The 18,622-nt window shown below is 59.8% G+C and carries 24 protein-coding genes; 14 read left to right on the top strand and 10 right to left on the bottom strand.

The features are described from left to right. Positions 1-260: 260 nt before the first annotated feature. Positions 261-854, top strand: a complete 594-nt coding sequence (locus TL5118_RS01185; RefSeq protein ID WP_058243448.1) for a thymidine kinase — start codon at positions 261-263, stop codon at positions 852-854. A 177-nt stretch (positions 855-1,031) separates the two neighbouring features. Here the strand turns inward: TL5118_RS01185 and TL5118_RS01180 are convergent, their stop codons facing one another. The 6 genes from TL5118_RS01180 to TL5118_RS01155 all read right to left on the bottom strand — a co-directional run bounded on the left by TL5118_RS01180 (position 1,032) and on the right by TL5118_RS01155 (position 5,528). Continuing rightward, positions 1,032-2,153, bottom strand: coding sequence for a beta-ketoacyl-ACP synthase III (locus TL5118_RS01180; protein WP_058243384.1), 1,122 nt, complete (start codon positions 2,151-2,153; stop codon positions 1,032-1,034). Between the two features lie 121 nt (positions 2,154-2,274). Continuing rightward, positions 2,275-3,240: a 2-hydroxyacid dehydrogenase gene (locus TL5118_RS01175; protein ID WP_058243385.1), complete on the bottom strand. Its 966-nt coding sequence runs from the start codon at positions 3,238-3,240 to the stop codon at positions 2,275-2,277. Next, the gene (locus TL5118_RS01170; RefSeq protein ID WP_058243386.1) at positions 3,240-3,614 is read right to left on the bottom strand and encodes a tRNA-binding protein; all 375 of its coding nucleotides are present in this window, start codon (positions 3,612-3,614) and stop codon (positions 3,240-3,242) included. The genes TL5118_RS01175 and TL5118_RS01170 overlap by 1 nt, the downstream gene beginning before the upstream one ends. Beyond that, complete coding sequence (gene proC, locus TL5118_RS01165) at positions 3,574-4,389, bottom strand: pyrroline-5-carboxylate reductase (protein ID WP_058243387.1); 816 nt, start codon at positions 4,387-4,389, stop codon at positions 3,574-3,576. The genes TL5118_RS01170 and proC overlap by 41 nt, the downstream gene beginning before the upstream one ends. 41 nt (positions 4,390-4,430) lie before the next feature. Continuing rightward, entirely contained in the window at positions 4,431-4,931 is a 501-nt protein-coding gene (locus TL5118_RS01160) for a type III secretion system chaperone family protein (RefSeq protein WP_058243388.1), read from the bottom strand. Between the two features lie 354 nt (positions 4,932-5,285). Continuing rightward, a complete protein-coding gene (locus TL5118_RS01155) occupies positions 5,286-5,528 on the bottom strand; it encodes an accessory factor UbiK family protein (protein WP_058243389.1) in 243 nt (80 codons plus the stop codon). Positions 5,529-5,625: 97 nt separating this feature from the next. Here TL5118_RS01155 and lgt point away from each other — a divergent pair, with 97 nt between their 5' ends. From lgt to TL5118_RS01135, 5 genes are all read left to right on the top strand, one after another. Next, positions 5,626-6,528 carry a prolipoprotein diacylglyceryl transferase gene (lgt, locus tag TL5118_RS01150; RefSeq protein WP_058243390.1) on the top strand — a complete coding sequence of 301 codons (903 nt, stop codon included), beginning with the start codon at positions 5,626-5,628 and terminating at the stop codon, positions 6,526-6,528. Then, the gene (locus TL5118_RS01145; RefSeq protein WP_058243391.1) at positions 6,525-7,586 is read left to right on the top strand and encodes a class I SAM-dependent methyltransferase; all 1,062 of its coding nucleotides are present in this window, start codon (positions 6,525-6,527) and stop codon (positions 7,584-7,586) included. The genes lgt and TL5118_RS01145 overlap by 4 nt, the downstream gene beginning before the upstream one ends. After that, positions 7,583-8,338, top strand: a complete 756-nt coding sequence (pgeF, locus tag TL5118_RS01140; RefSeq protein WP_058243392.1) for a peptidoglycan editing factor PgeF — start codon at positions 7,583-7,585, stop codon at positions 8,336-8,338. The genes TL5118_RS01145 and pgeF overlap by 4 nt, the downstream gene beginning before the upstream one ends. A gap of 249 nt (positions 8,339-8,587) precedes the next feature. After that, positions 8,588-8,716 (top strand): hypothetical protein, encoded by a 129-nt coding sequence (locus TL5118_RS21690; protein WP_278044369.1) that lies wholly within the window; start codon positions 8,588-8,590, stop codon positions 8,714-8,716. A gap of 169 nt (positions 8,717-8,885) precedes the next feature. Continuing rightward, positions 8,886-9,644 (top strand): Hint domain-containing protein, encoded by a 759-nt coding sequence (locus tag TL5118_RS01135; RefSeq protein WP_058243393.1) that lies wholly within the window; start codon positions 8,886-8,888, stop codon positions 9,642-9,644. Between the two features lie 16 nt (positions 9,645-9,660). Here TL5118_RS01135 and TL5118_RS01130 read toward each other — a convergent pair whose 3' ends face one another. Continuing rightward, entirely contained in the window at positions 9,661-10,161 is a 501-nt protein-coding gene (locus TL5118_RS01130) for an Lrp/AsnC family transcriptional regulator (protein ID WP_058243394.1), read from the bottom strand. Between the two features lie 197 nt (positions 10,162-10,358). On the opposite strand from TL5118_RS01130, the gene trxB reads away from it, so the two are divergent. The 4 genes from trxB to TL5118_RS01110 all read left to right on the top strand — a co-directional run bounded on the left by trxB (position 10,359) and on the right by TL5118_RS01110 (position 14,634). Then, positions 10,359-11,300, top strand: a complete 942-nt coding sequence (gene trxB, locus TL5118_RS01125) for a thioredoxin-disulfide reductase (RefSeq protein WP_058243395.1) — start codon at positions 10,359-10,361, stop codon at positions 11,298-11,300. Positions 11,301-11,305: 5 nt separating this feature from the next. Beyond that, complete coding sequence (locus TL5118_RS01120; RefSeq protein ID WP_058243396.1) at positions 11,306-11,641, top strand: ribonuclease E inhibitor RraB; 336 nt, start codon at positions 11,306-11,308, stop codon at positions 11,639-11,641. Between the two features lie 168 nt (positions 11,642-11,809). Further along, positions 11,810-13,894: a bifunctional sulfate adenylyltransferase/adenylylsulfate kinase gene (locus tag TL5118_RS01115; RefSeq protein WP_058243397.1), complete on the top strand. Its 2,085-nt coding sequence runs from the start codon at positions 11,810-11,812 to the stop codon at positions 13,892-13,894. A gap of 149 nt (positions 13,895-14,043) precedes the next feature. Beyond that, positions 14,044-14,634 carry an NAD(P)H-dependent oxidoreductase gene (locus TL5118_RS01110; protein ID WP_058243398.1) on the top strand — a complete coding sequence of 197 codons (591 nt, stop codon included), beginning with the start codon at positions 14,044-14,046 and terminating at the stop codon, positions 14,632-14,634. A 33-nt stretch (positions 14,635-14,667) separates the two neighbouring features. On the opposite strand, the gene TL5118_RS01105 is transcribed toward TL5118_RS01110, so the two are convergent. Beyond that, entirely contained in the window at positions 14,668-15,303 is a 636-nt protein-coding gene (locus TL5118_RS01105) for a cation efflux transmembrane domain-containing protein (protein ID WP_058243399.1), read from the bottom strand. 73 nt (positions 15,304-15,376) lie between these two features. Here TL5118_RS01105 and TL5118_RS01100 point away from each other — a divergent pair, with 73 nt between their 5' ends. Then, a complete protein-coding gene (locus TL5118_RS01100) occupies positions 15,377-15,793 on the top strand; it encodes a MerR family transcriptional regulator (protein ID WP_058243400.1) in 417 nt (138 codons plus the stop codon). 79 nt (positions 15,794-15,872) lie between these two features. Here the strand turns inward: TL5118_RS01100 and TL5118_RS01095 are convergent, their stop codons facing one another. Both TL5118_RS01095 and TL5118_RS01090 read right to left on the bottom strand, forming a co-directional pair. Beyond that, the gene (locus TL5118_RS01095) at positions 15,873-16,109 is read right to left on the bottom strand and encodes a DUF1150 family protein (protein WP_058243401.1); all 237 of its coding nucleotides are present in this window, start codon (positions 16,107-16,109) and stop codon (positions 15,873-15,875) included. Positions 16,110-16,113: 4 nt separating this feature from the next. Beyond that, positions 16,114-16,527: an Hsp20 family protein gene (locus TL5118_RS01090; protein ID WP_058243402.1), complete on the bottom strand. Its 414-nt coding sequence runs from the start codon at positions 16,525-16,527 to the stop codon at positions 16,114-16,116. 197 nt (positions 16,528-16,724) lie between these two features. On the opposite strand from TL5118_RS01090, the gene TL5118_RS01085 reads away from it, so the two are divergent. The 3 genes from TL5118_RS01085 to TL5118_RS01075 are packed head-to-tail and all read left to right on the top strand — an operon-like array spanning position 16,725 to position 18,557. Continuing rightward, complete coding sequence (locus TL5118_RS01085; RefSeq protein WP_058243403.1) at positions 16,725-16,949, top strand: YdcH family protein; 225 nt, start codon at positions 16,725-16,727, stop codon at positions 16,947-16,949. 47 nt (positions 16,950-16,996) lie between these two features. Further along, complete coding sequence (gene purE / locus TL5118_RS01080; RefSeq protein ID WP_058243404.1) at positions 16,997-17,485, top strand: 5-(carboxyamino)imidazole ribonucleotide mutase; 489 nt, start codon at positions 16,997-16,999, stop codon at positions 17,483-17,485. Next, positions 17,478-18,557, top strand: coding sequence for a 5-(carboxyamino)imidazole ribonucleotide synthase (locus TL5118_RS01075; RefSeq protein ID WP_058243405.1), 1,080 nt, complete (start codon positions 17,478-17,480; stop codon positions 18,555-18,557). Before purE ends, TL5118_RS01075 begins: the two co-directional genes overlap by 8 nt. Positions 18,558-18,622: the final 65 nt, after the last annotated feature.

Raw genomic sequence — 18,622 nt, 5'->3', positions numbered from 1 at the left:
GCAACCCCTCGGAACAGCCCATAATTTATGAGTGCAGCGCCTCCTCTCGTCCGGGTTGGGCGTTGATGAGTGACACAAGGCACGATCAGGGACATCCCCGGAAGGCCCTCGCCTTCCCCCTGATCGGACAGACCCATATCCCCAATTTCCTGTGTGATGTGGGTCTGTCGTGCCACGTTATTGCCGCCATCTGCTGCATGACTCAAAACCCGGCAGGATCAGCCTTGAAACTGTCGCTCCGGGCAGCGATAGATGCGGGCATGGCTAAGCTCTATTTCAATTTCTCCACCATGAACGCCGGTAAATCGACAGTCTTGTTGCAGGCGTCCTACAACTACCGCGAACGCGGCATGCAGACCTATCTGATGACCGCGCAGTTTGACAATCGCGCCGGCGAAGGCCGCATTGCCAGCCGCATCGGTATTGGCGATGACGCCGACACCTTTGCCCCCGGCGAAGACCTCTTTGCTAAGGTTGAGGCCCGGCTGGCCGAAGGCGGGGTTGCCTGTATCTTCATCGATGAGGCGCAGTTTCTGGAGAAAGAGCAGGTCTGGCAGCTGGCCCGTGTCGTCGACGACCTGAAGGTGCCGGTGATGTGCTATGGCCTGCGGGTGGATTTCCGCGGTGAGCTGTTCCCCGGCTCTGCTGCATTGCTGGCGCTGGCTGATGAGATGCGCGAAGTGCGCACCATCTGTCACTGCGGCAAGAAGGCGACGATGGTGGTGCGGATGGGCCCGGACCGGATCGCGCTGAAAGAAGGGGCACAGGTCCAGATCGGCGGCAATGAGACCTATGTCAGCCTGTGCCGCAAACACTGGCGCACCGCCATGTCGGGTGAACCAGTGGCGGGATAAAGCCACGTAGATAGAGTCCTGCGCCAGACCCTGGGTGGGCGCAGTAAGCCAATCAAACCTGACGCGCCAGGACCGAGGGGCGAAGCAAAGCGTCCGCCCCGTGGGGGCGGTTCGGGCGCTGCCAAATCAGAGATTTGGCTTCTGGTTCCTTTGACGTAGCGAGATTGGCCTTTACCCTCACGCCTTCTCAACGATCACCGAACCGACCGAATAGCCCGCCCCGAAGGAGCAGATCAGCCCGATATCGCCCTTTGCCATATCGTCGGAGTATTTGGAGAACGCAATGATCGACCCGGCGGAGGAGGTATTGGCGTAGTCCTGCAGGATGTTGGGCTGCTCGCCTTTTTCCGGCACCCGGCCCAGAACCTTCTTGCCGATGAAATCATTCATGCCCTTGTTGGCCTGATGCAGCCACATCCGGGACAGCTGATCCGCAGACCGGCCCTCTTCCTCCATATGCGCCAGAATATGGGCCGACACCATTGGCACCACCTCTTTGAACACCTTACGGCCGTTCTGCATGAACTGCATGTCCCGGCGGTCCGCTACGCCATCGGGGCGGGTGCGGCGCAGGAAACCGTTGTTGTTGCGGATGTTGTTGGAAAACTGCGTGGCGCAGCGGGTCGAATGCACGATGAAATGATCGCCCTTGGCATCCTCAGCCCGTTCAATCACCACCGCAGTGGCCACATCACCAAAGATGAAGTGGCAATCGCGGTCGCGCCATTCCAAATGGCCCGAGGTGATCTCAGGGTTCACCACAATCGCGCAGCGGATCGAGCCCGAGCGCACCATATCCGCCGCCGCCTGAATGCCGAAGGTGGCCGAAGAACAGGCCACGTTCATGTCAAAACCAAAACCACCCGCGCCCAGCGCTTGTTGGATTTCAATCGCCACGGCGGGGTAGGCCCGTTCCATGTTCGAGGCAGCACAGATCACCAGATCAACCTCTTCACCAGTGCGCCCGGCAGCGGCCAGCGCTTTCTGGCAGGCGTCCAGTGCAATCTCGGTCATGATGCCGGGTTCATCATCCGAGCGCTGGCGGAAATGCGGATACATCCGTTTCGGATCCAGCACACCTTCCTTGTCCAGCACATAGCGCTGCTCAATGCCGGAGGCCTTGAAGATGAACTCGGCCGAGGAGTGTTCCTTCGCCGCAACCTCACCGGCGGCGATCGCCTCGGCGTTCTCTGCGTTGTAGAGGTCAACATAGGCGTTGAAGCTCTCAACAAGTTCGTCGTTGGTGATGACATTGGAGGGGGTGAAGACCCCGCTCCCGGTGATGGCTGGCGTATACATGGGAACCCCCGGAAAATCTGGCTACCAGATCACCCGAGGGGGACCAAATGGTCAAGAGTTACCGCTAGGGCAGTGTCAGCGAAATCGGCAGCAAATCCACCGATTCCGCGGTTGCCAAAGGTCAAAGCGCGTTTGGCGGCGTCTCACCCTTGAAGAAGGCTTCGAGGTTGTCGAGCACCAGCATCCCCATGTCCGTGCGCACATCCAGCGCCGCCGTGCCCAGATGCGGCAGCAGCGTGACATTGTCCATCCGGCGCAGGGCTTCAGGCACCTCGGGCTCAAACTCATAAACGTCCAGACCCGCGCCACCGATCTGCCCCTGTTCAAGGGCGTTGATCAGCGCGGCCTCTTTCACCACATCGCCACGGGCGATGTTGATGAAATGGGCGTGGCTTTGCATCGCGGCAAAGAAGGCGTCATCGATCAGGTGGTAGGTCTCGGCGCTGCCGGGCACTGCAACCACAACCACATCGGCGCGCGCTGCCAGATCCAACATGGACACCTGTTCGGCCTCAAAATCCATCTGCTTGGCGGATCGATTGGCGTAAAGCACCTTCATGCCAAAACCAAAATGACAGCGCCGCGCGATGGCCTGACCGATCCGGCCCATGCCAACGATGCCAACCGTCTTGCCCGAAACATGCAGCCCCAGCATCTGCGTCGGATGCCAGCCCTGCCATTGCCCGGACCGCACCAGCCGTTCCCCTTCGCCTGCCCGGCGCGCGCTCATCAGCAACAGCGTCATCGCGGTATCGGCGGTGGCATCGGTCACCGCACCGGGGGTATTGGTCACGGTCACACCATGGCCGCGCGCGGCCTCAACATCGATGTGATTATAGCCGACCCCGAAATTGGCCAGGATCCGGCAGCGCGGGCGACCAAAATCGGCAAAGATCTTATCCGAAAATTTATCGCCCAGCGTCGGCATCATCCCATCATAAAGCGCCAACGCGGAGCGCATTTCGGCCTCACTCATCGGCAGGTTGCTGTCACGCCATTCCACGTCAAACAGCGTCTCAGCCCGTTGCGCAACCGCGTCGGGCAAGGGGCGTGAAATCAACACCCGTGGGGTTCCGGACCGCGCCATCAGTGCATCCTCCCGCCCAAAGGAACCTCTTGGTCCGGCGACAAGAGCACAATGCCGCCCTCTGCGTCCGAAACACCCAGCACCAGCACCTCAGACATGAAGCGGCCGATCTGGCGCGGCGGGAAGTTCACCACGGCCATGACCTGTTTGCCGATCAGCGCCTCGGGCGTGTAATGCGCCGTCACCTGGGCCGAGGTCTTCTTCTCCCCCAGTTCAGGGCCGAAATCGATCCACATCTTGATCGCCGGTTTGCGCGCCTCCGGATAGGGTTCTGCACGCACCACTTTACCGGCGCGGATATCCACCTTCAGGAAATCATCAAAACTCAACTCATCAGCCACGGGCCAGCTCCTTTGAGCGTTTGACGGCCGCATCCACGGCCTTGTTCAATAATGTGGGGAAACCTGACTGTTCATCCATCAGCACCTCCAGCGCAGCCTGGGTGGTGCCATTGGGGCTGGTCACATTCACCCGCAACTGCGCCGGATCCTCTGCCGCGGCCTCAGCCAATGCGCCCGCGCCGCCAACAGTGGCCTTGGCCAGCTGCATCGACAGTTCCGGCGACAGACCCTGTGCTTCACCGGCCTTGGCCAGCGTCTCAATCAGGTGGAAAACATAAGCGGGTCCCGAGCCAGAGACGCCGGTCACCGCATCAATCTGATCTTCTGTTTCCAGACGCACCACCTGACCCACCGCCTGCAACAGCGCCTCGGCCAGATCCAGCGCGGCGGCGCTGACATGGGTGTTGCCGATGATGGCGGTGATGCCGCGGCCGATGGCGGCCGGGGTGTTGGGCATCGCCCGCACAATTGGGGTTTGCCCACCCAGCACGGCCTCAAACTGAGCGATCGGGGTGCCCGCCGCGACCGAGACAAATACCGCCTCACCATTGCCCTTCGCCACCAGAGTCGGCAGGGCTTCGCCCATCATCTGCGGTTTCACCGCCACCAACACAATCGCCGGGTCGGTAGGCAGGTCGGTGTTGATGTGCACTCCCGTGCCCTTCAGCCAGTCAGACGGATAGGGATCCAGCACATAGACCGAACCCGCAGGCAGACCGTCGTTCAGCCAGCCCTCCAGCATGGCCGATCCCATCTTGCCACAGCCCAGTAGCACCAGCCCTTTGCTGGCCACATGTTGCATGTCCATGATTGCCCCTCCCGGTATCTTAAACCCTTTGGGGCGGAGTGTTACGCGCGTCCGTAAGCCTCTGCAATGGCGACTTGGATCGCCTCTTTCGGCGAACGGTCGCCCCATATCACCAGTTGAAGGGCCGGATAGTAGCGTTCAGCGTTGGCCACAGCCGCGCCGATCATCATATCCACCTGTTCCGCGCAGGCGTCCTGACCGCCAGCCAGCAGCAGACCATAGCGGAACACCATCAGGTTCTGCTTTTCCCAGAAGGTGAAGCTGCCGCTCCAGCATTGGTCATTCACGGTGTTGAGCATCTCATACACCGCCGGCAGCCGATCCTTGGGCGGTTCCAGCTCAAAGGTGCAGATCAGCCGCAGCGCCTCTTCGTGTTCGGACCAGGCCAGTGTCAGCGTATAGGTCCGCCACTGCCCCTCGACCGCCATGGCGATCTGGTCTTCGGCGATACGGTCAAAATCCCATTTGTGATGTTCAGCGATATATTCGACCAGATCGATCGGATGCAGATCACCCGCCATATACTCTTCAGTCAAAGCCATCTTGCCACCTCATGCTCTTGCCTCGGCAACCCATTTTCAGGTGTTTCCCTGGGAGGCTTGGCAGCGCCTCTATGGTTTGTTGCCTGCTCTAACGGTCGGTGAATTTCCCCCAGACCTTACAAGATATGGTGCCTGCGGCGCTGAATCCTGTAAACCCCTATCTTTGGGGATAACCTCAATAACTTGTGGATGAAATGAATCGAGACGCGAAAAGCTGTGGGTATCTCTAGGCAGAATACAGCTTCGCCCCAAAAAGAAAGGCGCCCCCGCATCCGGGACCGCCTGCCAAAGTCTTAGGCTGATTTGCGCCGATGACGTAGTCAGATGGCCCCAGCTACTGTGGGGCCGAACCGATCACTTATCCGCTTCCAGCGCATCAAGGCGCGCTTTCAGCGCTTCGTTTTCTTCGCGGGCCTTCTGGGCCATCGCGCGCACGGCGTCGAACTCTTCGCGGGTGACAAAGTCACGATCGGCCAACCAGCGGTCCATCACGCTTTTCATCGCGTTTTCCGCTTCGTCTTTGGCGCCCTGTGCCACGCCCATGGCGTTGGTCATCAGCTGCGACATATCATCGAGAAACTTGTTGCGGGTCTGCATGAGGCTCTCCAGCGTTGCAATTTGATCCCTATATGGGGTGGAACGACAAAAGTCACAAGGTTGACTTCACCCCAAAGCCAGAGGCACAGAGACGCATATGCAGGCTATGATCCCCTTTCCCGATATTTCGCCCGAGATCTTCTCGATCTCGCTCTTTGGCATCACCTTTGCGCTGCGCTGGTATGCGCTGGCCTATATCGGGGGCATCCTGATTGGCTGGCGGCTGATCGTCATGGCGGCATCACGCCCGCAGCTCTGGCCCGGTGACACGGCCCCGATGAGCAAAGAACAGGTGGAGGATCTGCTGACCTGGATCATCCTGGGCGTCATTCTGGGTGGCCGGCTGGGCTATGTGCTGTTTTACAAACCCGCCTATTACCTCGACAATCCCAGTGAGATCCTGATGGTCTGGCAGGGCGGTATGGCCTTCCACGGCGGGTTCCTTGGGGTGGTTGTGGCCGCCTGGATCTGGGCCGGACGGCAGGGCGTCAACCGGCTGAGCCTGGGTGACAGTCTGGCGTTGGCTGTACCGACTGGCCTGCTGCTGGGGCGGGTTGCGAATTTTATCAACGGTGAACTTTGGGGCCGCCCAACCGATGTGCCCTGGGGCGTGGCCTTTCCCGGCCCCTCTGCGCAGACCTGCGAAGGGGTGATCGGGCTTTGCGCCCGCCATCCCTCGCAGCTTTATGAGGCGGCGCTTGAAGGGCTGCTCCTTGGCGCGTTGCTGCTGGTACTGGCCTTCCGCCGCGACGGGCTGAAGGTGCCCGGCCAATTGATGGGCCTGTTTGTCGCCGGCTACGGGCTGTCGCGGTTTATTGTCGAGTTCTTCCGTCAGGCCGACGATCAGTTCATCACCCTCGACAATCCGATGGGCTATGTGATCCAGATGGGACAAGCAGGGGTGACAATGGGACAAATTTTGTCACTTCCTATGCTGCTGATCGGTCTTGCGATCTTCTTCTGGGCGCGCCGCCAGCCGCGCCAAGGGGCACCTGCATGAGCGCTATGCTGGGCCACCTGCTGGAACGCATCAATGACACCGGCCCCCTGACCGTGGCCGATTTCATGGCCGAATGCCTGCTGCATCCGACCTTGGGCTACTACACCACCCGCGATCCCCTTGGGGCCGCGGGCGACTTCACCACCGCGCCGGAAATCAGCCAGATGTTTGGCGAATTAGTCGGCCTGTCCCTAGCGCAAAGCTGGCTGGATCAAGGGGCCCCATCCCGCATCATTCTGGCCGAAGCTGGCCCGGGGCGCGGCACGCTGATGGCTGATATCCTGCGGGCCACCCGCGCCGTACCGGGATTTCACGCCGCCCTGTCGGTGCATCTGGTTGAAGCCTCACCGGTGTTGCGCGATCGCCAGCGCGACGCGCTGCAGGGCCATGAGGTGACATGGCATGACACTTTGGCGGATCTGCCTGAGGCACCAATGTGGCTGGTGGCAAACGAATTTTTTGATGCCCTGCCGATCCGTCAGTTCATTCGCGACGGCGAGGGTTGGCGCGAAAAACGGGTGATCGCCCAGGATGGCGAACTGGGATTTGCCCTTGGCGGGATTGCCCCGGTTGCCGCGCTGGACCACCGTTTGGCCGAGACGGAAATCGGCGATCTGCTTGAGGTCTGCCCCGCCGCCGCGCCCCTGGCGGCAGAGATTGGACGGCGCATCAATGAACACGGCGGTGCGGCGCTGATCTTTGACTACGGCGACTGGCACAGCACCGGTGACACGCTGCAAGCGGTGAAATCGCACCAAAAAGTGAACCCGCTGGCCGGCCCTGGTGAGGCAGATCTGACCGCCCATGTAGATTTCGAACAGCTAGCACTGGCCAGCCCCAGCGCCCATAGCTCCATGACATCACAGGGTGTTTTCCTGGAACGCCTGGGCATCACGCAGCGCGCGCAGGCCCTGGCGACACGCGCGACCGGCGCCACACTGGACGATCTGATTGCCGCACATCGCCGCTTGACGCACCCCGATGAAATGGGGACGCTCTTTAAGGTGATCGGCCTTTACCCCGCAACCCAACCCCCGCCGCCCGGACTTGACGCATGACTTTGGAAATCCTGACCTCTGACCTGCTGGCGCCAGTGCGCCACGGCTTCTTCACCCGCAAAGGCGGCGCCTCTTCGGGCATTTTTGAAGGGCTGAACTGCGGTCAGGGCTCCAGCGATCAGGCCGAAATTGTCGAGATCAACCGCAGCCGCGTTGCCGATGCGATGGAGGTGGCGCTGCCCGATCTGGTGACGGTGCATCAGGTCCATTCGGCCGAGGTTGCGGTGGTGGACGCACCGTTGACCGACCGGCCCAAAGCCGATGCGATTGTGACCAAAACCCCGGGCTTGGCACTGGGTATCCTGACCGCCGATTGTCAGCCTGTTCTGTTTGCCGACCACGCGGCGGGTGTGATTGGCGCCGCCCATGCAGGCTGGCGCGGTGCGGTGGCAGGTGTTTTGGACAATACGATCAGTGTGATGGAAGAGCTGGGCGCAAAGCGCGACCGCATCAACGCGGTGATCGGCCCCTGCATCAGCCAGCGCGCCTATGAAGTGGGACCGGAACTGCTGGATGATTTCATGGCAGAAGACGCCACAAACAGCCGGTTCTTTGCCCAAGGCGCAGGTGACCGGTATCAGTTTGACCTGCCTGCCTTTGGCCTGCACAAGCTGCGGACGGCTGGCATTGCTCAGGCAGAATGGAGCCGGCATTGCACCTATTCCGATCCTAACAGATTCTATTCCTACCGTCTGAGCACCCATGAGGGGCAGGCCGACTACGGGCGCTTGATCTCCTGCATACGACTGTAACGCGATTTCGACGCAACAAAGCGGCACAATTGCGACCGGTTCGGTGGTAGTGGGTGTCTGAATGTTGGATTTTAATAAATAATTGCAGCGACCTACGCGGATAACGGCCCGCGCAGTCACATTTCACCAAATTGCCTTATTTGCCCAGCCAGGCGCCGTATCTTGGCCCAAATGGACCCTCATATTGATCTCAACCAACCGGCACAGAAAGTGCCAGAGACTGAGAATAGAGTGAGCAGGAGCCAAGTGATGAAACGTCAGAAACGCTGGATGAAATCTGTGATCGAAACTTCGAAAACCGATCTGCCGGCAATGCCCTGGGCCGCACGCAAACTGGCGGGCAAACCATCCAAAGCTCCGATCAAACGTGCCGCCTAACGGTGGCCCACCCGAGTTTACCTACATTCTTAACCAGTGAGAATGTTGTGTGAGTGAAGGGCCGCCCCGAAAGGGGCGGTTCTCTTACAATTCAGGGTCGCGATTTGTGCCGCCCGCCTGTTGTAAACGCGCCCGCCCCCGGTGGGTGCTTTGAAGAAAGAGTATTGTTTTGAATTCCATCCTGCCCACCGCCCTGACGGCCAAACCGCATCGCCGCCCTGCCCCGCAAACCTCCAGCGGGCGCACCCTGACGAAACGTCCGCTGATGCGTCGCTATGAATGTCTGACCCAGACCACCACCCACACATTGGTTGCGCCTGCGATGCCGCTTTTTGAGGCAGCGTTTTCCGCCTTTGCCCGCGGAACGGTCTTCAAGACAAGTCAGGGCGCCTGCCCCGTGGAGGATCTGTATCCCGGGATGATGCTGGAAACGGTGGAATTTGGTGCTCAGCCGCTGTTGTGGCGGGGATCCATGAACATTGTACCCAACACCCCAACCGATCATCCCGAAAGCCAGCAACTGGCGCGGGTGATGCAGGGGTCGTTTGGGTTTGCCCGCCCTGAAAGTGATCTGATGCTTGGCCCGGCAGCGCAGGTTGTGCGCCCTGGCCCCGGCGGCCTGAGCGGCCCAGCGCAGCAGCTGACCCCAATCGCGGATCTGGAGGACGGCAATACGGTGTTTCGCACCGCGCCGCCGTCATCGGTACAGGTGTTTCACCTGTTGCTGCCGCAGCAGTCCAGCCTGATTGCCAACGGCGTGCAATTGGCCAGCTATCATCCGCAGATGGAAAAGCTGCGCCTCTTGGGACCGAACATGAAACAGCTGTTCATGTCCTTTTTCCCGCATATCAAACGACCCGAAGACTTTGGCGCACCATTGGTCGCCGGCAGCACGCGGGTGCGTGATGCGGAACTGAATTGGGCCTAACGGGTGGTTTTTAGGCTCAGGCCATCCGGCTGAGCCGTTCCTCCAGCACCTCAAAGGGTACGCCCGGTTCATCCTTGGCGCTGCGGATCACCAGTGAGGTTTTGACCGAGGCCACATTCGGCGCCTTCAGCAGATCACCGGTCAGGAAGGCCTGAAACGTGCTGAGATCCGGCGCGACGCATTTCAGGATGAAATCCACTTCGCCGTTGAGCATGTTGCATTCGCGGACCAGCGGCCAGTCACGACAGCGGGTTTCAAACTCACTCAGATCGCTTTCGGCTTGGCTCTGCAGCCCGACCATCGCGTAGACCTGAACCTCAAAGCCCAGTTCCCGCGAATCAACCTCAGCGTGATAGCCCTTGATATACCCCGCCTCTTCCAGCGTGCGCACACGCCGCAGACAGGGCGGCGCTGAGATGCCCACACGTTTGGCCAGCTCGACATTTGTCATGCGGCCGTCAGCTTGCAATTCAGCGAGGATTTTACGATCGATGGGATCCAGCCGCGATGAGGGCATAACACACTCTCCTTTGATCGGTTTCTTATACCACCACGCAAAACACGCGCAACATTATTTCGTTGACCAAAGGTCAGCTTTCCAGATGTTTGGAATTTGCACCTAAACGCGCTTTTGAAGAGCTGGGCCTTTTCTGACCTCACCGCCTTGTCTATATGCGTTTGTGACTGATTTTTCTGGAATGAGAGGGCCCCGAAATGGCCGAAACACGTCACACCAAGGTTCTGATCGTCGGCTCTGGCCCGGCAGGCTACACCGCCGGCGTTTACGCGGCCCGCGCCATGCTGTCGCCGATCCTTGTTCAGGGCATTGAGCCCGGTGGTCAGCTGACCACCACAACCGAGGTGGAAAACTACCCCTCCTTCGTCGAGGTTCAGGGCCCTGAGCTGATGATGAAGATGGAAGAGCACGCCCGCGCCATGGGCACTGAGGTGATCGGCGATATCATCACCGAGCTGGACACCAGCAAACGCCCCTTCACCGCCAAGGGTGACAGCGGCACCATCTACACCGCCGATGCTGTCATTCTGGCCACCGGTGCGCGCGCCAAATGGCTGGGGCTGGACAGTGAGGAGGCCTACAAAGGCTTCGGCGTGTCGGCCTGTGCCACCTGTGACGGGTTCTTCTACCGCGGTCAGGAAATCGTTGTGGTCGGCGGCGGTAACACCGCTGTGGAGGAGGCGCTGTTCCTGACGAACTTTGCCTCCAAGGTGACGCTGATCCACCGCCGCGATGAGCTGCGCGCGGAGAAGATCCTGCAGGACCGTCTGTTCAAGAATGAGAAGATCGAAACCCTCTGGTTCCATGAGCTGGAAGAGGTTGTGGGCGAAGACAACCCCAAAGGCGTCACCGGCGTGAAGGTGAAACACACCGAAACCGGTGAGATCTCTGAGATCCCGGCCAAAGGTGTGTTTATCGCCATCGGCCACGCCCCGGCCAATGAACTGGTGAAGGATGTGCTGGAACTGCACAACGGCGGCTATGTCAAAGTGACCCCCGGCACCACCGAAACCTCGATCCCGGGTATCTTTGCTGCGGGCGATCTGACCGATCACAAATACCGCCAGGCTGTGACCTCGGCTGGCATGGGCTGTATGGCCGCGCTTGATGCTGAGCGTTTCCTGGCTGAGCAGGAGTAAGCGCCGTGGCGCATGATTTTGACAGTCAAAAGGCCGAGACATTCTCGGCCTTTTCCGATCTGCAGGCTGAGGGTCCCTTGCCCACTGAGGCGGATCTGGACCTTTTCTTTGTCCCGGCTGATGCGGATGCCGATTGGCGCCCTGCCGCGCAGGCGCTGGCGGATCTGGGGTTTGAAACCCAATGGATCACCAGCGCCGAAGATGAGCCCGACACCCTGATCGCCACTATGGCCGATCACCTGATCAGCGCCGCCGCCATCTGGACCGCTGAGGAGCTGGCCACCAAGGCTGCGCTTGAAAATGGCTTTGCCCCGGACGGCTGGGGTTTCGCGGAAAACTGATCTGACAGAACCACATCCCACGCCAGTAAGGTGGCGTGGGAAACCTGTCTTACTTTCCCGTCAAATGCTGCAACTGCAAAAAATTCCTTTGTGAAAACTGCATTCTGTGCAATGTGTTCACGCGTGAACAAACATTGAGTCGCAGTAAGAGTCGCAAAGAGTCCCGGTATGACCGCCCCGAAATCCAATATCTCAGCCGCTGAGGAAGACATGCGCTTCCGTCTGCTGCGCCAGCTGGACACTGCGCCTGACGCAACCCAGCGCGCCACGGCCGAGGCCCTGGGCATTTCGCTGGGACGGCTGAACACGCTTCTGCGCAAAACGGCCGAACAGGGGCTGATCGACATTTCAGCCCGCGATGGCCCCGACAAACGCCAACGCTATGCCTATGCCATCACGGCGCGCGGCGCGGCCGAGAAGAACCGGCTCACCGATCAATTCCTGAAACGAAAATTTGCAGAGTATGAAGCTCTGCACGCAGAACTTACCGGAACAACCAGCGGGTTGGTTCCCTTCAAGAGTAGGATGCAAATCATGCAAAACAATCTGGCTCCCATCCCTGAGCTTTATGTCTCTTATGAGTCGGCCCAGAAAATGAAGACCGAAGCAGCTGATCTGGTCAGCTGGGATCTAACCCCGCGCCAGATCTGCGATCTGGAACTGCTGATGAACGGTGGCTTCAACCCGCTGAAGGGCTTCCTGAGCGAAGAAGACTACAACGGTGTGGTTGAGAACATGCGTCTGGCCGACGGGTCGCTGTGGCCGATGCCGATCAACCTGGATGTGTCAGAAGAGTTTGCCAGCAAGCTGGAAGAGGGTCAGGACATTGCCCTGCGCGACCAGGAAGGTGTGATCCTGGCCACCATGACCGTCACCGACAACTGGGTGCCGAACAAAGCGCTTGAGGCCGAGAAGGTTTTTGGTGCTGATGACGATGCCCACCCAGCGGTGAACTACCTGCACAATCAGGCCGGCAAGGTCTATCTGGGCGGCCCGGTAACCGGCATTCAACAGCCGGTTCACTATGATTTCCGCGCCCGCCGCGACACCCCGAATGAGCTGCGCGCCTATTTCCGCAAGATGGGCTGGCGCAAGGTTGTTGCCTTCCAGACCCGCAACCCGCTGCACCGCGCGCACCAGGAACTGACCTTCCGCGCTGCACGTGAAGCGCAGGCCAACCTGCTGATCCACCCTGTTGTGGGCATGACCAAACCGGGTGACGTGGATCACTTCACCCGCGTGCGCTGCTATGAGGCGGTGCTGGACAAATATCCGCAGGCCACCACCTCGATGTCGCTGCTGAACCTGGCGATGCGGATGGCGGGCCCGCGTGAGGCTGTCTGGCACGGTCTGATCCGCGCCAACCACGGCTGCACCCACTTCATCGTTGGCCGCGACCACGCAGGCCCCGGCAAGAACTCGGCTGGTGAAGATTTCTACGGTCCTTACGATGCGCAGGATCTGTTCCGCGAGTATCAGGATGAAATCGGCATCGAAATGGTCGACTTCAAACACATGGTATATGTGCAAGAGCGCGCCCAATACGAACCTGCCGATGAGATCGAAGATAAGGATGACGTCACCATCCTGAACATCTCGGGCACCGAACTGCGCCGCCGTCTGGCCGAAGGTCTGGAAATCCCTGAGTGGTTCTCCTTCCCTGAGGTAGTGCGTGAACTGCGCCGCACCAAACCGCCGCGTTCCAAACAGGGTTTCACCGTCTTCTTCACCGGTTTCTCGGGTTCCGGCAAATCCACCATCGCCAACGCGTTGATGGTCAAGCTGATGGAGATGGGCGGCCGCCCCGTGACCCTGCTGGACGGGGATATCGTGCGGAAAAACCTGTCGAGCGAGCTGGGCTTCTCCAAGGAGCACCGCGACCTCAACATCAAACGCATCGGTTATGTGGCCTCGGAAATCACCAAGAACGGCGGTATCGCCATCTGTGCCCCGATCGCCCCCTACGCGGCCACCCGCCGTCACGTGCGTGAAGAGATCGAACAATATGGTGCCTTTGTGGAAATCCACGTTGCCACCTCGATCGAGGAATGTGAACGCCGCGACCGCAAGGGCCTCTACAAGTTGGCGCGCGAAGGCAAGATCAAAGAGTTCACCGGCATCTCGGATCCCTATGACGTGCCTCAGAACCCCGAACTGTCGGTTGAGACCGAAAACGTCGAGGTCGACAACTGCGCCCATCAGGTTCTGCTGAAGCTGGAATCCATGGGCCTGATTTCGGGCGCCTGGGCCTAAGCACCGGGACATATGCACTGGCACATATGACAGAGGAAGCCCTGCCAACTGGCGGGGCTTTTTCTTTGCGGCGGGCAAATTTCCCTTGATCTAAACCACCCTTGAGGTCCTAGAAAGCCTGCATCATCACATAAACACACAGGCCAAAGATGCACGTTCTCACCGTTCTGGATCATCCCAATCCCAACTCCTTCAGCCATGCTGTGGCGCAGTCCTTTATGGCGGGCGCCGAGGCGGCGGAGCATACAGCTGAACTGGCGGACCTCAATGCCGAAGACTTCAATCCGCTGTGGTCCCAGTCTGACATTGACCCGGATGCGCCGGGCGCTGACCTCTCAGATGTGAGTGCTGAGCAAGAGCGCATCGCGCGGGCTGATGCGGTCTGTCTGGTGTTTCCGCTGTTCTGGTGGGGGATGCCTGCGATGACCAAAGGCTGGGTTGATCGGGTCTGGCGCTGGGGCTGGGCCTATGATCAGTTGGATGACCCGGAAAAATCGCTGCAACGTCCCCGGACCGGGGTTTTGCTGATCCCGGCCGGTGCGCGGTCAGATGAGATTGAGCAGGAAGGTTATGGCGCCGCGCTGGAAACCGCCTGGATCAAAGGCACCTTTGGCTACTTTGGCCTCAGCCCGCGGAAGATGGAACTGCTGTGCGGATCCACCGGATCTGAGCCGCGGCGCAAGGCCTTGCTGGCGCGCAGTTTTGAGGTGGGGCGCACCCTGCCCCCACCTGCCAAATGACGAAAGCCCCGCGACGGACGCGGGGCTTTTTCTTTAGGCGTGGGATTGCGCGTGATCCACAACCGCGCGCCGTTCTGCCAGCGCCTGTTTGATGATCTGGAAGGCTGAGGAGAGGAACAGCGTGGCCATGATGCCCGCCACGATCACATCCGGCCAGCCCGAGCCTGAGCCCCAGACCCCCAAGGCCGCAAACATCACCGCCACATTGCCGATGGCATCATTGCGCGAACACAGCCAGACCGACCGCACATTGGCGTCGCCGTCTTTGTATTTCACCAGAAGGGCCACCGAAATCAGGTTGGTTGCCAAAGCCATAAAGCCGACAACGCCCATGATCTCAGCCTCGGGCACACCGAGGTACATCACCCGGTAGATGGTCGAGCCAAAGACCCAGACGCCCATCAGCAACAGGCTGATGCCCTTGCCCAATGCCGCCATGGTCCGCACCTTGATTGAGGCGCCGATGACTGCCAGCGACACGCCGTAAGTCAGCGCATCGCTGAAGAAATCCAGCGCATCGGCCTGCAGCGCCTGCGACTTGGCCATATGGCCTGCCGTCATCTCCACCGCGAACATGATGGCATTCAGCGCAATCACCAGCCAGAGCCGGCGTTTGTAATCCTTCGACACCCCGTCGAATTGCGCGTTTTGCCCACAGCAACCTGCCATGATTCTCTCCTTGATTTCGTCTCTAGCCTATCTGTAATTTCTCTAGCAGCTAGAGGTTCAAGAGGTTTCTCACATGTTTTCCATCGGCGCGTTGTCCCGTGAAACCGGGGTCAAAGTTCCCACCATCCGCTACTATGAACAGATGGGCCTGATCGATGCCCCGGCCCGCACCGAAGGCAACCAACGCCGCTATGGCCATAGTGAGTTGGAGCGGCTGGGTTTCATCAAACACGCGCGCGATCTGGGGTTCTCAATCGAGGCGATCCAGTCCCTGATTGAACTGCAGGATCACCCGGATCGGTCCTGCGCCGAGGCCAATGCCATTGCGGCCGAGCAGCTGGTGGATGTCCGCGCCAAGATCGAACGGTTGAAACGGCTGGAGGGGGAATTGGCCCGCATTTCTGAGGGCTGTTCAGGCGATGGCACCTCGGCCAAATGTTATGTTCTGGCCTCCTTGGCCAGCCATGATCACTGCAGCAGTGAACATTAATCGCCGCCCCAGATAAGGCGCACGAAAAAGGGGCGCCCAGGCGCCCCCCGCATGTTCTTTGAGATTGGTGAAACCGGGCTTAGTGCAGCGTCACCGGAGCCAGATCATTTTCACGCGCCAGGAAATAGGCCGTATCCCGGTCCCCGGTCAGTGCCAGCTGCTCACCATCCGGGCGCGCCACCTCATAGAGCACCTCACGGCCACCGGCCTGATCGCGCACCTCTTGCGGCAGATCCTTCACCCGAACCGGGCGGACATAGACGATCTGCTTTTTCGCAGTCAGGTCGAACCCCTGCATCGCAACTTTCGTATCCATATGTTTACCCTTTCTTGATGTTAATCGTTTGCACCACAGTCTCAGGCTGTATGCGCGACAGATCAACGTGCAGCAGCCCGTTTTCCATCACCGCCTCACCCACTTCGACCCCATCGGCCAGCACAAAGGAGCGCTGGAACTGACGTGCCGCGATGCCACGGTGCAGGAACACCCGGCCTTCGCTGTCGTCGGACTGACGGCCCCGGATGACCAATTGCTGGTCCTCAACGGTAATCGCCAGATCATCCTCACCAAACCCCGCGACCGCCAGCGTGATGCGATACGAATTCTGCGAGGTCTGTTCGATGTTAAACGGCGGATAGCCTTCGTTGCCGGATTTGGCATTGCGTTCCAGAAGGCGTTCCAGCTGGTCAAACCCCAGCAGGTAGGGATGCGATCCCAGGGTAAGCTTTGTCATCGACACGTCCTTACGATCAAGCGACTGTGCAATCAGCCCGGTCTGCGCGACGGCAGATGACGTAACTGACTGAATCAGGCCCCATTTCGGCGGCCCTCATTGAAATATGGGCACCCGTTGGCCCGTGCGCAAGGTCTTTGCGGCGGCGGCTGATTGAAGTATCCTGTTGCGGTAGCCAGCGAAACGGAATCACGGCCATGAATATTACCGCCGACATCTCGATGAAAACCGATGACGTGCTGCGCGTGGAACTTGAGGTGTTTCGCGAAGAACACCGCGATCTGGATGCCGCCATCAAGGCCCTGATTGAGGTTGGAACCGCCGATCAGCTGACCATTCAGCGCCTGAAAAAGAAAAAGCTGCGGCTAAAAGACATTATCGCCATAATCGAGGATCGTTTGACCCCGGATATCATTGCGTAATCCGCAAGGCTGGCTATAGTGCGCGCTCCTTCATCTGGGGACGCTAAATGACACAGATCCAAGTCGGCATCATCATGGGCAGCCAATCTGACTGGCCCACGATGAAAGAAGCCGCTGATATTCTCGACGAACTCAACATTCCATATGAGGCCAAGATCGTCTCGGCTCATCGCACGCCGGATCGGCTGTGGGATTACGGCAAGACCGCGGTGGACCGCGGGCTGCATGTGATCATCGCAGGCGCAGGCGGCGCGGCGCATCTGCCGGGCATGATGGCCAGCAAGACCCGCGTGCCGGTGATCGGCGTGCCGGTCCAGACCAAGGCGCTTTCTGGGGTTGATAGCCTCTATTCGATCCTGCAGATGCCGCGCGGTTTTCCGGTTGCCACCATGGCCATCGGGGCCGCAGGTGCGAAAAACGCAGGCCTGATGGCGGCGGGGATCCTTGCCAATAACGACGCTGAGATTGCGGCCCGGCTGGATGCCTGGCGTGATGCGCTTTCAGCCTCCATCCCGGATGAACCTGTCGATGAGTGAGATGCTGAAAACCGGCGCCGTGATCGGCATTCTGGGCGGTGGTCAGCTGGGGCGGATGCTGTCAGTGGCAGCCTCCCGTCTGGGGCTGCGCACCCATATTTTTGAACCCAGTGCCAACCCGCCCGCGGCGGATGTGGCGCATCAGCTGACCACGGCCAGCTATGAAGATCACGATGCCCTGCGCGCCTTTGCCGCCACCGTGGATGTGATCACCTATGAGTTTGAAAACATCCCGACCTCGGCCCTAGATGTGCTGGAAAGCCTGCGCCCGATCCGGCCAGGCCGCGAAGCCCTGCGGGTCAGCCAGGACCGCCTGACGGAAAAGACCTATCTGGCAGAACTGGGCCTGAAAACCGCGCCTTTCGCAAATGTGGAAAACGCCGAGGACATGGAAAAGGCCGTTGCCGAGATCGGTACGCCTTCGATCCTGAAAACCCGGCGGTTTGGCTATGACGGCAAAGGCCAGTCGCGGCTGAAATCGACTGAGGATGCCGCCCAGGCGCTGGCCGATATGGCAGGTGCCCCTGCGGTTTTGGAAGGCTTCGTAAACTTCAGCCATGAGGTTTCAGTCATCGGCACCCGCAGCGCGGATGGTCAGGTGGCCTGTTTCGATCCCGGTGAAAACGTCCACCGCGACGGCATTCTGCACACCACCACCGTGCCGGCCCGTCTAAGCGCTGGCCAGCGGATGGATGCTGTGTTGATGACCGCCAATATCCTGAATTCCTTGGATTATGTCGGGACCATGGGGGTGGAGCTGTTTGTGACGCCTGAGGGGCTGATCGTGAATGAAATCGCACCGCGCGTTCACAACTCAGGCCATTGGACGCAGAATGGCTGCGCGGTGGATCAGTTCGAACAGCACATCCGTGCCGTTGCTGGCTGGCCGCTGGGTGATGGAAAGCGGCACAGCGATGTGGTGATGGAAAACCTGATCGGCGACGATATGGAGCGGGTTGGGGAGATTGCACTGGAAACCAACGCCGCGCTGCATCTTTATGGCAAGGCTGACGCCAAGCCGGGCCGTAAGATGGGCCATGTGAACCGCGTACAAGTCGCGGCTAAAGGCTAAAGCCGTTGTAAACTAACGGCAGCGCCTGCCTGGGTGGGCGCGAATGCGCCTGCCAAGGGGGCAGG

This window comes from Thalassovita autumnalis, assembly GCF_001458255.1.
Classification (GTDB): domain Bacteria; phylum Pseudomonadota; class Alphaproteobacteria; order Rhodobacterales; family Rhodobacteraceae; genus Thalassobius; species Thalassobius autumnalis.
Note: the sequence above shows the minus strand (reverse complement) of the source record. Positions and strands in the feature narration are given on the sequence as shown.